The organism is Colwellia sp. E150_009, assembly GCF_053543955.1.
Window position 1 is genome coordinate 12299 of sequence record NZ_JBHFOM010000039.1, and the last position, 13291, is coordinate 25589.

9 protein-coding genes are annotated in these 13291 nt (G+C 34.6%); 7 read left to right on the forward strand and 2 right to left on the reverse strand.

Going from position 1 to position 13291, the window contains the following annotated elements; translation table 11 throughout:
* Positions 1 to 8 precede the first annotated feature (8 nt).
* Positions 9 to 1931 (forward strand): acyltransferase family protein, encoded by a 1923-nt coding sequence (locus ACE1OF_RS15125; RefSeq protein ID WP_448895486.1) that lies wholly within the window; start codon positions 9 to 11, stop codon positions 1929 to 1931.
* 21 nt (positions 1932 to 1952) lie between these two features.
* Here the strand turns inward: ACE1OF_RS15125 and ACE1OF_RS15130 are convergent, their stop codons facing one another.
* Both ACE1OF_RS15130 and ACE1OF_RS15135 read right to left on the reverse strand, forming a co-directional pair.
* Positions 1953 to 2861 (reverse strand): glycosyltransferase, encoded by a 909-nt coding sequence (locus tag ACE1OF_RS15130; RefSeq protein ID WP_448895487.1) that lies wholly within the window; start codon positions 2859 to 2861, stop codon positions 1953 to 1955.
* 40 nt (positions 2862 to 2901) lie between these two features.
* Positions 2902 to 3813: a glycosyltransferase gene (locus tag ACE1OF_RS15135; RefSeq protein ID WP_448895488.1), complete on the reverse strand. Its 912-nt coding sequence runs from the start codon at positions 3811 to 3813 to the stop codon at positions 2902 to 2904.
* Between the two features lie 368 nt (positions 3814 to 4181).
* Between ACE1OF_RS15135 and ACE1OF_RS15140 the strand changes: the two genes are divergently transcribed.
* The 6 genes from ACE1OF_RS15140 to ACE1OF_RS15165 all read left to right on the forward strand — a co-directional run bounded on the left by ACE1OF_RS15140 (position 4182) and on the right by ACE1OF_RS15165 (position 13216).
* Positions 4182 to 5039, forward strand: coding sequence for a hypothetical protein (locus ACE1OF_RS15140; protein ID WP_448895489.1), 858 nt, complete (start codon positions 4182 to 4184; stop codon positions 5037 to 5039).
* Between the two features lie 104 nt (positions 5040 to 5143).
* Complete coding sequence (locus ACE1OF_RS15145; protein ID WP_448895490.1) at positions 5144 to 5539, forward strand: adenylyltransferase/cytidyltransferase family protein; 396 nt, start codon at positions 5144 to 5146, stop codon at positions 5537 to 5539.
* Positions 5540 to 5604: 65 nt separating this feature from the next.
* On the forward strand, positions 5605 to 6708 hold the full coding sequence (locus ACE1OF_RS15150; RefSeq protein WP_448895491.1) for a CDP-glycerol glycerophosphotransferase family protein: 1104 nt from the start codon (positions 5605 to 5607) through the stop codon (positions 6706 to 6708).
* Positions 6709 to 6833: 125 nt separating this feature from the next.
* Complete coding sequence (locus tag ACE1OF_RS15155) at positions 6834 to 8342, forward strand: oligosaccharide flippase family protein (RefSeq protein WP_448895492.1); 1509 nt, start codon at positions 6834 to 6836, stop codon at positions 8340 to 8342.
* 46 nt (positions 8343 to 8388) lie between these two features.
* Positions 8389 to 9462, forward strand: a complete 1074-nt coding sequence (locus tag ACE1OF_RS15160) for a GNAT family N-acetyltransferase (protein WP_448895493.1) — start codon at positions 8389 to 8391, stop codon at positions 9460 to 9462.
* Between the two features lie 82 nt (positions 9463 to 9544).
* Positions 9545 to 13216, forward strand: a complete 3672-nt coding sequence (locus ACE1OF_RS15165; protein WP_448895494.1) for an FG-GAP-like repeat-containing protein — start codon at positions 9545 to 9547, stop codon at positions 13214 to 13216.
* Positions 13217 to 13291: the final 75 nt, after the last annotated feature.

The following is a 13291-nucleotide window of genomic DNA, read 5'->3' on the forward strand; positions in this document are numbered from 1 at the left end:
TTAAGCAATTGAGAAGAGATATACAATTTTTAAGGGGTATAGCGGTATTAGTTGTTGTTCTCTATCACAGTAATTTAGGCTTACTAGGCCAAGGTTATCTTGGTGTTGATGTTTTCTTCGTACTTTCTGGCTTTTTAATCACCAGTATTATTCTAAAAACGCTAGAAAATAATAACTTTTCTTTTTCCGAATTTTATTTAAGAAGAGCAAAAAGGTTATTGCCTGCTTTATATAGCACTTTGTTATTTACCACATTGCTTAGTTTAATAATATTAACAAATCAGCAATGGCTTGAATATTTAGCCCAGCTAAAGGGGGCATTAACATTCACCGCCAATATGGTATTACCTGGGCAAAGTGGTTACTTTGAAAGCGCATCAGAAGGCAAACCTTTATTGCATATTTGGTCGCTTTCTCTAGAAGAACAATATTATTTCTTATTACCTATTACCCTGTATTTTTTGCCTAAAAACTATCGACTATTTGGCCTAATAGCACTTACTGCAATCAGTTTATTTTGGTGTTTTTCATGGGTATACAGTGAAAACCAAACGGCCCCTTTTTTGTGGCGTATTGCCGACTCATCTAAATCTGAATGGGCATTCTTTTTACTGTTTACTCGTGCATGGGAATTATTAGGAGGATCGTTATGTGCATGGTTAATGCTACGTACAAAAGGCAACATAAACATACCAAAGCCACTTAAGTACCTAGCTTTATTTTTTATATTTTTCACTTGTCTAGTAAACATAAACAATGAACACCCAAGCATTGAGTCTGTTATTGTAGTGCTATCAACTATGGTTATTTTATTAGGCAATAAAGACTGGCTACCTAAGTTTATAGGAGTTCGACTAATTGAAAAAATTGGCGATTGGTCTTACTCAATTTACTTAGTACATTGGCCATTATTTGCCTTTGCCTATCTAAGTTATGTAGGTGATGTACCTACCACCGTTAAAATAACAATTACGTTACTTTCTATACTATTGGGTTACTTACAATTTAAATATGTTGAAATGCCATTTAGAGTGGGTAAATTTAAAGCGATATTCTCAAGCTGGAAAGTGACGGTAAGCGCAACAACCCTTTTACTTGCGGTGCCAATAGCGTATAGCTACACAGCAGAAAGCAACGAAGATGAATTCTCTCACATTAGAAGAATAAATCACGGCTTAAGCCGTGATTGCGAAGGCTCTTTTGACGAAAATAACAGGTTAAAAAACAACTGCATTAAAGGCGACAAACCCAAAATTGTTGTGTGGGGAGACAGCTACGCAATGCATTTAGTACCAGGATTATCGGTAAAAAATAAACAGTTTGCTCAAATTACTAAAAGCGCTTGTGGGCCTATTAGTGGTTTAGTACCCATCATGAAAAATTATGATGCTAGGTGGGCGCAAGAATGCTTAACCTTTAATAATAATGCATTCGCATATATCAAAAATAATAAGAGTATTACGCATGTGGTTCTTAGCGGGAATTTCAGCAATTACTTGAAATTTAATGGAGTTAATTACTTAACAGAAAACGGTTCAATTAAAAGTGATTATCAATTATTTATTAATGCTTTTAAGCACACTATTTTAGAATTGAAAAAGCTAAACATTACACCAATAGTTTTTTCCCCTCTCCCTAAAACAGGGTTTAACGTAGGGGAGTGCCTAGAAAGAGAGTTCGGAACAGCCCTACTACTAAGAGAAGGTTGTACTATTAATTATAATGAGGCCATGCATTATCAACAGCATGTCATTAGCACACTTAAAGAAATTGAAAGTGTCGTTAAAGTGGTTTGGCTAAAAAATTACTTATGTGACAATGAAAATTGTAAAGTTGAAATTAATAACACATTCATCTATCGAGATGTTGGGCATTTAACTATTGATGCTTCTGTTGAGTTATTGAAAGATATAGATATTACAGAATTATAATACCTATTTTTAACGATAAAATTACCCTTTTCTATCTTGATAAAACTGCACTAATCGGCCATACGTATTTGATATTTTCATTAATGAAATACAAATAATATTTTTTTTAAAAGAAAGCAAATTAACCAATAGCTTTAATACATCAATCACAATAACTTTACATAAGTATCTAGGCATACCAAGCACGCTAGGCATATTACCTAAAGGGTTGTTGTAGGCGTAACCTCCGCCCGCTTTATAGGCGCGTTTTACAAGCCAAAGCAACGTTAGTTGTTCATCTCTAATTTGGTGACCAACCTCTGCTTCAGGCAAATACATTGCCCTGTTACCCGCTTTTTGCAGCCGAGTTAACAGTTCTGTTTCGCTACCCGTAATATGATTATTTACCACGGTTAGATCTTTAGAAGCAAAGCGAATACCGTCATCAAAAACACAACGGCGAATAAGCATATTGCCCCCCCAAAGGGCATCGGCATCTACTTCTCTATTTTCATCACCTAAATTTAGTGCGCCCAAAGCAGCCCTAATTATTGGCGATGATAAATCTATCCAACTTGGTAGTGTTCTGTCAGGCCATATTTTACCACCAAAAATATTAAACTCAGGTTCACGTTTTGCGTAATTCACGTACTGATCAACAATGTGTTTATTAGGTAATATATCGTTGTCGGTAAATAAAATAAGATTGCTTTTAGCCAAAGGAATGGCCTTATTTAAGGCATTGTTTTTACCGGGTTCTGACTTTTCAATAAAATGAATAGGGAGCTTAGTGTTAAATGCATTAACTATACGCCTTGTTTCTTCACGGTTCGCATTATCAACAATAATCAACTCCCATTGGAGTTCTGTTTCAATTAAGCAATACGATTCAAGCGACTTTTGCAGTATTTTTTCACTATGGTAGGTAGCAAAAATGATTGAAAGATCCATTATTATCCTTATTTGCGGGTCAACTTTATTAAATAAAATGTTACTTTTTATCTAATATTTTACTTTGATTTAAAAGACCTGCAGTATGATATAACGTCATCATCGCGTTGCATATAATTAATTTTTTTCCACTGAATAAAGATGTTGCAACCCGTATAAAATCTTTACATAACACTTTAATTAAGTACCGAGGGTAACCTAAAATTTTACTCACCCCATTATATTCGTGTTGATACCCTTCTCCTTTTCCTGATCTAAAAGAACGCTTAGTTAACCATGATATAGATAGTTGCTCTTGTCTAATTTGATGCTTAACAACCGCGTTAGCAACATACATTGCCTTATAACCCGACATTTTTAAACGCGCTAATAATTCAGATTCACTACCCATAGTGTAGTTAGTGCCTTTAGGGCCAATTACTCCATTAAAAGCAAAGTCTTGGTTAAAAATGGCTTTTTTTAGCATCATGTTTCCACCCCATATACTGGCTACGGGATCTACCTCAACATCTTTATTACCTAAATCTAATATGCCAAAAGCCCCTCTAACGCTAGCACTAGAAGTATCTACCCATTGTGGCAGCGTAATATCAGGTAAAATTTTACCACCAAAAATGTCGAATTCAGGGTAATTATTGGCGGCATTTATATAGTGGTTAATTAAATTTTTATTGGGAATAATATCGTTGTCAGTAAACATAATAAGATTACCGTTTATAAAAGGTAACGCTTTGTTTAAGGCATTATTTTTCCCTGGTTCTGATTTTTCAATAAAGTGAATGGGAAGTTTAGTTTTATATTTATTGACTAGGCGTTTTGTTTCTTCACGATTAGCATTATCAACAATAATCAACTCCCATTCGTATTCAGTTTCAATTAAACAGTACGATTCTAGAGATTTTTGCAGTATCTCTTCATTATGGTAGGTGGCAAAAACGATAGAAAGATCCAACACAATTCCTTTTAAATAATATGAACAAAAAACCATTTTTGATTAGTTATGGTTTTTCGTATTTAAGAAAAAAATTGTGGGTAACCCTTAAAAAATGATACCAGTTCAAATATGACTTTATTATGAACTTTATATTAAGGATTTATGTTAATTTATTTGTAACAACCTAACTATTACTGCATTATTTATTAAAAACACGGCAAAAAATTAACAATTATTTAGTCAAAACCAAACGAAGTGATAGTATTAAATCCTAATAACACCCTATATCATCAATAGGTCTTTATACGGAACAGGAGCTTACTGATATACTTTACTTTTAAAGTAATTACTTATTATGTGTCAATATTAAAGGAGGTTATTAACTAATGAACGTGGTCGAGACAGGGAAAGATATTAAGAAACAGTCCGTTATAAACATTAAAGAGAAAATAAAAATAGCACTAAAACCGTATATAAAACCTCGAAATTTTAAAGCTTATTGTGTTGGTACAGCTAAATCAGGAACTCATTCAGTTGCAGCCATTTTTAACCAAAACTTTCGGTCAAGGCATGAGCCAAATGGTGACCATCTAATATATCTTAAAAATGAAGTTAATCAAGGGCGAATGGAAACAGCTGATCTCTTACTGTTTTTGAAAAACAGAGATATTCGCAACAACCTACATATGGAATCTTCAGATTTTGCTGGATATTTTGTTAAAGAGTTCATACAACTAGATTCTGATGCTAAATTCATACTCCCAATAAGAGATTGCTATAGTTTTCTCGACTCAATAATTAACCATCAAATAAATAACCCTGTTGAGCATGATTGTATTTGGAAACTTGGGAGAGATCTAAACTATAATGCTTCAGGAGATATATTTAGCAACGAAGAAGTCGTTTTAAATTCTTATAATGGCTTATATCCAATTAAAGGATATTTACAATATTGGGCAAAAAGAAATATAGAAGTCCTCAATCAAGTAAGTAGTGCAAATTTATTGGTATTTAAAACAAGTTTAATAAAAGATAATCTCAAAAATATAAGCCAGTTCTTAGGTATTTCAACAAAATCACTTAACATTAATAGTAGTCATTCATTTAAAGCACCCAAAAAACACAATTTACTATCACAAATAAATACAGATTATATCGAGCAATTAGTTATTGAAACTGGTTGCCAAGAAGTAATGAAAGAATTCTTTCCTGAAAAAACAATCGCAGATGTTTTAAAAACATAATGCTTCAATTGTTATAACTAAATATACACTATATTCATAGTTTCATAATTCTGTCATAATTCATTAACTATCTCGACTTTGATTTTTATATGTAAAGGATTAAAATGAAAACAGTTATAACATTTGGAACATTTGATGTTTTCCATGTAGGGCATATTAATATCCTACAAAGAGCGGCAGCCTTGGGTGATACCCTAATTGTTGGGGTATCTACCGACAAGTTAAACTATGATAAAAAAGGCAGGGCTCCTATTTATCCTGAACAAGATAGAATGAAAATAATAAATAGTTTACGCTATGTTAATCTATGTTTCCCAGAAAATTCATTAGAACAAAAAGCCGATTATATTAAACAATACAATGCCGACATATTAGTTATGGGTGATGATTGGGAAGGTAAATTCGATCATTTGAAATCACTTTGTGAAGTTGTATATTTAAAACGCACCCCTTCTGTTTCTACTACTGAAATTATTGAAGTAATCACTAGCACAAGATAGCTATCAAAAAACAATAACCATTACTATTGCACTTTGCTTAAACAGCTAAACATAAGAACAACGCTATGCCATTATCCCTCATCTTTCCAAAAGGAAAAAAAGCCTTTTTAAACTCCATTTATAGCTCTTTAGTCAATTTATTCATCCCATATAAACCTTTAATTGTATTAGAGGCATGTACGCCATTTCACTTAGAGCATTTTAGAAATATTATTTATCAGCTATCTTTGAGTAACCAGTATTATATCGCTGTGATCACTCCTGACAACAAAGGTATATCGCCACTTAAAAATGTTAGCTTTTATAAAACAGTAAATGATTATCCTCTTTATAAAATGGCTGATGTATTTATTTCAACCGAGTATAATAAAATACCATTTTGGTTTAGTTGCCCCTCTATATATTTTGGTCATGGTATAGGGCCTAAATTAGATTATGTTGTAAATGAGGGGCTATTAGATTACGACTTTATTTTTTCTCCCTATCGTCCAGCCTATGAGTTGCAAACTCAGGCTTTATCTACAGAAAAAGTGATTCCAGTTGGATTACCCATTTTAGATGATAGCTCATCACGCCAACAAGAAATTATTGACGGCTATCAGCTTGACGCCTGTAAACCAATTATTGTTTATGCGCCTAGTTGGTGTAATAACATAAGCAAAGTTTCTGATGTAAAAGCAATAATTGCTTTTTTAAGTACTAAAAAACAATTCAATATTATTATGAGCCCACACCCTTTATTATTTGAACCTAATCGTTGTGATGGCCAAGTTTTTTTCCAAAAAAATAGTACTTTTACAGATATGCATATCAATTTACCTAAAAGTAAATTCACTACTTTGGATTTGGTTAAAGCAAGTGATATGGTTATCAGTGACATAAGTTCTATTTTATTTGAAGCAATGGCATTGAATAAAAAGGTATTATTTGACGGTAATAAAGCCATTTATGAATATTCTAAAGCGCTACATATTCATGAAGAAGTAATTCAAGTATGTCATACTCCGTGCTGGGATGATTTTGAAGATAAAACCATTGAAAATGTAATTGAATTTGACGATTTACACAGCCAAAGAGAGCATTTTATTAATAATTATCTTTTTAATAATGGCAATGCAAGTACGCACTTTATTCAAGAAGTTGAAAATATATTAAAGCGTGATAGTTAAAATAATGCCTGCTTGTACTTTAAGATTAACAGGAACTATTTCTTAGAAATATACACCAAAGACTTTGATAATTAAAAAATAGCTTTTATTAAGCTATTTTTTTAATACTATAACCAACGAGAATTATGAAAAAACTCCTTTTAAAAAGCTCAATTTTTCGGTTTCTTGAACGTGCCATTGTTGTTCTTACCTCGTTATTACTTACCCCTTATCTTATTAGCGTACTTGGCACCACTAACTACGGTTTATGGATATTAATCCTCTCTATTTTAGGTTGGTTTAATGTTGTTGATTTAGGCTTTCCACAAGCCGTACAACGTCAAATAGTACAAGCGTTAGAGTTAAAAGACACACAACGTGTCAATATGATTTTTTCAACCTCCTTAGTGCTTTTTGCCGTATTAGGTTTTGCCTCGGTATTAATCATGGTTGGTTTAACGCAAGTGCCAGCTATCTTTGGTGTAACTGGCCCAGAGCAATTAACCTTAGTGCATATATTGTTAGTGTTGGCCGTTAAGGTGCTGTGGGGGTTTTTAATGAACCCTTTTCACGGGTTTTTCGCCGGGTTATTGCGGTTTGATATTGACGCTAACTTGTCATCTTTAAACGCCATTGTAAAGGCGTTATTAGTTTTTTGGTTAATATCAGACTTAAATATTTGGGGTGCTGTGGTTGCTACACTCGCTGCCGATGTTATTACTAATTTACTTAAAGTTTTTTATGCTAAGCGTTTATTCCCCAGCCTTTCTTTTAAAATAAGTTTGGTACAGTTAGATGAAATAAAATCGTTATTTGCCTATTCTAAACATTTAGTATTAAACGGTGTTATTAACACGGTTGGTTCACGTGCTGCCCCTATTATCATTACCAAATTATTCGATTTACCTTCACTGGCAATACAACAAATTTCTTCAAATTTAGTGATGCATGGTCAAGCCTTTATCGGCACTATTACTGGGGTTTTTTCGCCAATTTACAATAAAATGGCGGCAAAAAACCAAAACATGGAAAAGATTTTTGTTCAAACAACAACAATTAATATATTTGTTTCTACTGTGTTGAATATATCTTTATTAATGTTTGGTAAAGTGTTTATTGTGCTATGGGTAGGTGATGAGTTTGAATACTCGTACAGCATTTTATGTTTTGCGGTGTTCTCCACAATATGTAGTGGCTTTAATACTAGCGCTAACAGTATTTTATTGGCACAGGCTAATCATAAATTATTGTCTGCTATTAGTTTTTGTATCGTCGCGTTTAATATTCCAATGTCGATATATCTCGGTTTAGAGTATGGGCTTATTGGTATAGCCATGAGTGGTGCGTTAACTAATCTTATTTTTAATATCTATGTAAAAATGGCGCTGTTTCGCAAATACAATGATTATAAAACCAAAGCTATTTATATTCAGTTGTTTACCTCTATATTCCTTGTGTATTGTTTAGGCTTGTCTGGTGCTTATGCTTTAGAGTATTTCGCTATTAATACTTGGTTAACACTGATTGTTTCAGGGGCTATAACATTCCCATTTATTATTCTTATTTGCTGGTTTATGCTGTTAAACAAACCACTTAGAGTAATGATTTTTAATTTATTGTCAGACAAACTTAACCTTGGCAAAGGGTCTGAATAACGCATGCGTTTTATTTAATATTATTCTTTAAAAATTTGTAGCTATTATGGGTATTAAACCACAAGACATACAGGAAGTTATCGTTAGCTCGTACGAGCAGTTAGAAAGTGCCTTTTTAGCTTTTGACAAGGCAGAAGAGCGCCGTACACTTTTTGAATCGTGTACGTGGTTAAACACATGGTATAAATACTATTGGCAACAAAACTGGCAACTGCACAGTATTGTGTATTACCACAACAACGTTATTGTTGGCTTTGCTCCTTTTTATATACATAAAGAACGTGCTTTTCCTTATGTGTCAACGTTGTATTTTATTGGGCAAGGCGAGCCTGAAAACACTGAAGTGTCGTCTGAATATTTAGATGTTCAAATAAAAACAGGATACGAAAAAGCCCTTTATTCGCAACTTGCACAGCATTTAAATAATTTGTCTACTGACTTATTAATAACGAAAGCCATTTTAGGTAACTCGCATATGGCAAAAGTTTTACCCTTACTTAAGGGTGATGTTAACCAGCGTGACAATTATCGCTATGCAATAGAATGCAAAAAATGGTCACTGCAAAGTGTGTCTAAAAACACGCGTTCAAGAATAAAGCGAACTCAAAACCAGCTACAACAGTTTACTGTTGATATTCGCTGGTTAGCCAAAGAAGACATTTATTCTATGTGGCCAACATTGGCAGCTTTTCATCAAACAAGGTGGCTGAATAAAGGTAACTTGGGCGCATTTAGTTCGCCAGAATTCAATTCGTTTCATTTGTCGTTAATTAAAGAGCATGTAAATAATATTGCAATAAGCGCTATTTTTATTGATAACAAGCCTATTGCAATAAACTATTATTTAGTTGACGACAGTACTTTTTACTTTTACCAAAGCGGTTGGGATCAAAAAAATTACGAGAAGCTGTCACCAGGGCTATACTTACATTATTGGTCAATTGAACATTGTACTGCAACAACGTATGATTTTATGATGGGTGGTGTTAAAGATAGCTATAAGTCTAAATTTTCTTGTGAAAAATTACCTATGCTTTCGGTGAGTTTAATAAGAAATAAAAAGAAACTGGTTATTCATAAAATCATTCAATTAATAAAAAGAAAGTTTTTTAAGCGCTAATTACACGCTAGAATGTATTGATATTGTACGCTTGTAATTAAAAAAACAATATTTTTAAAATTAACTAACGGATTTTCACTTAATGAAACATTTTTTTTCCTTGAAAGCAGTCGCAAAACTCAGCACCTATTTTTTATTTTGCTGCCTTGTTGGTTGTGGAAGCGAAAGCCCTAGTGAACAAGTTGACAAAGTACAAACGCCTATCAGTACAACGCCTGTTGCTGATGCTGGAACAGACAAAACGGTTCAAAGCGGCGCGGTTGTTTTATTAACAGGTGTAGCGTCAGATTCTGACGGCACTATTGATGGTTACCTTTGGCAACAAGTGAGTGGCCCAACCGTGACTATTGTTGATATTTCAGACACTGATATTCAGTTTACTTCGCCAACCGTTACTGAAGAAACCACGTTAGAATTTCAATTAAGTGTTATTGATAATTCAGGCGAGCAAACAACCGACAACATTGTTATTTTGGTAAGCCCCGCAAACTCAAACAATAAACAACTTAATACCACGGTAACACTGCAGCCCGACACTGAAATAGAGCCACATACAAGTGAACTTGTTACGTTTGCACTACCTATTGCCGAAGGCGTTGTTCACGACATTTCAGAAATTCAAGTAATAGCAATGGGCTTAGAACAACCTATTGTTGCTAAAGCAGGGTTACGTTGGCATTGGTCTGACAATTCAATTCGCTCGGTTACAATACAATTACAAAATGTTGATATGACATTAGGTAATATTCTGTTAACCATCACCAATAATGGGCGAGACACTCAAAAAGATCTTATTGAGCAGCCTCATAATAATGGCTGGGCTATTGCCGACGCTAACAAAGCGAATATGCCCTACCCTAGAATATTTGCTATTCATGATAAAAGCTATTTAGCAACATCAGGGTTAATTCCTCAATATGCTAGCTCTCAAGGCGAAAGTGACCAATTTGAACAATATCAAGTGGGACAATTTAAGCGGTGGTCTGGTGGGTTAAACTTTAGCATTTCAAGTGGTGCTAATTGGTTGTTCGACCGCTCAACTTCTTACTTTAAAGCTTATATGACAACAGGTAGAGTTGAGTTTTTAAAAGAAGCAATTTTAAGTAAACAGTTTTATTTTTCGCATGTAAAAAATGACAGTTCGTCTCCAAGTCAGTCAGGCGGTCGCGGTTGCTGGACATGGGGTGTTGCCTGTGCAGACGGTAAATATATTTACACCCAACCAGCCAAATTAGCGTGGGCATTAACAGGTGATAACAGTCAATGGGACAATTCACTTATTATTGATATGGCATTACAAAGTGATTTAGGTTGGAACCAATATGGTTCTCGAGATGATTTTAATAGTGAAAATGAAGGCTTTACTGAGCGTGGCGCAGGAATGGCAGGGTTAGCTGAAGTAGGTGCTTACGAAATAACTGCTGACACAACTATTTATAGTCATATTAATCAAAGAATTGCCTCTCTTGCTAAAATGCAGCAAGATGAACATGCGTGGGATAAAACTAATGGTTGGTTACCTAAAACAGGGGGGTTTGAACATAATCTTGATGTGCATGAAGGCAACCACAGCGCATCAAACGCACCAATAAACGATTCAAATTCACGTGGATTTTCTACTTGGATGAGCGAAAACATAGCTGATTTTCTTTGGCAAAGTTATTGGGTAACCAACAATCAAGAAATACCTGAAATGCTTAAAAAACTGGGTAATGCCGTTGATTTATACGGTTTTACTTCAATGTATGATAGCACTACCAATGAACATTTAATTATTCAGCCATTTTCTGCCGTAGGTGACATCAGAACAAAAAGCTGCAATAAAGCAAATACCGCAACAGACTTACTTTATTTTGCTAGCGCATGGGCTAGTGATCAGGTACGCGTAAGTGGTGATTATTGGCCTTATTATTCAGACACGCATAATATTGAAACCGTGTTAATACTTGCAACGGCGTATTACTTTGAAGATAACAATGATAATAAAAAACGTTTAAGTGCACGTATTGAAAAATTAATTTCTGGTTGGGTTAATTCTGACTGTGCAAGTGTATTTTCAAATGTTCATCGGTTATTTAATTGGCAACACAGATCAAATTCCGTTAGAACATGGCAATGGATTAACAACAAACAGCCAACGGTTGAGCCACCTTTAACAACAGAACCCCCAAAAACCGATGCTATGGTTTCTTTTGAAGAAGTCAGTGAGCAAGTTATTGATTTTGCACCTATTGCACACCAGCCTTTTTGGATTGGTATGCCTGATGTGAATAACGATGGTTGCCCTGACTTATTTTCTGGCACACACAATGACAATGCAGGCACCAGCCAAATGTGGTTACATAAAGTTATTGAAGGAAAGTGCAGTAATCAATTTGCGTACTATAACAATAACGACGGTAAGTATTCTCAATTAGGCAGTGGGCGTATAACGTCGCGCTATATTTTTTCAAATATTACTAAAAAGAGCTCAGGCTTGCCTGATATGTTTGGCTCTGACGCAGATGGTGGTGACTCAGTAATATACCCATTACTTTCTAATGTTAGTGTGGGTAAGTCACCAGTATATAGCAGTGAAATTAAAGGCTGTATAGGCGGCAAGGCAAGATGCTCAGCGCTTGATATTAATGGTGACGGTAATATTGAGCTTATTGTGTCTTCTACTGTTAGCGATTCAAGACGACGTATTTACGACCCTTTAACCAACACAACTATTGTGCCTGAATTACTTGATGAAAACGCTTCAGGTTATGGGGCTTCGTCTTATTTAATTGTTGATGTTGATGGTGACTCATGGCCTGATGTGGTTGCTGGTCAAAGTAATGGTTATTGGCGTTATAATCCAGCTAAAGCAGATTTTGATAGCTTTACTGTTGCGTTTACCCACCCTGTTACTCGCTCTGTTACGCCAAATATGCAGGTGCCTTTAGATTATGACAATGATGGTGATTTTGACATTCTTTTTGGTTATGGAAGCTGGTCAATAGCTGAAACAAAAGATGAGTTTTATCTCTCTCTGCATCGTAATAATGGCAATGGTACCTTTACCGATGTAACAAAAACAGCGGGCGACGGTTCTTGGACTGACGGCAGTTTAAAAAATCAAAATCATTGGACAACCTATGGTGGTATTTACCCTGGTGATTTTAATAATGATGGCTTTATCGATTTTATGACGATGACCCAAAGTTATAGTAATTCTCCCCGAATATTCCAAAATAACGGTAATGGCACGTTTACTCTCTTAAAAAACTTAATTGTCAATGGCGGAGCAGGTGTTGACGTTTTTAGACCTTGGGGAAATGTAGGCGATTGGAACAATGACGGCTTTCTCGACATGGCCATTTTAAGCAATGGCTCTGGCGATATAAAAGGTTTAAAACTTTATAAAAATGATGCTAATGATAACCATTGGATGAAAATTAGAGCCCGTGGTTTGAATAACAATACGGATGGTTACCATACAAAATTTGTTTTTAAAAACTCAGCCAATCAACAGATTATAACCACACGTTATTTAGGCAACTTTAATCAGGCTGATGCCCGTTTTATTGCTTATGCTGGCCTTGGCGCTGTCACTTCTGTAGATTTAACCGTAGAATTTCCACATAACGGCCCTCAATATCAATATTCTAATCTTGATGTTGATAAGGAATTCATTGTTTTTAGGGATGGCTGTCTTATAAAAAATTGGCAACCAGGGCAAGGCTGGCCTACAACAAGTGCTGAACAAACATGCACTCGCCCCGATTAACTATAAAGCTAATACCATATAATCATTACTTTCAAACGCAACTCTCTTTTATACGTTAACGCTGGATATACAATT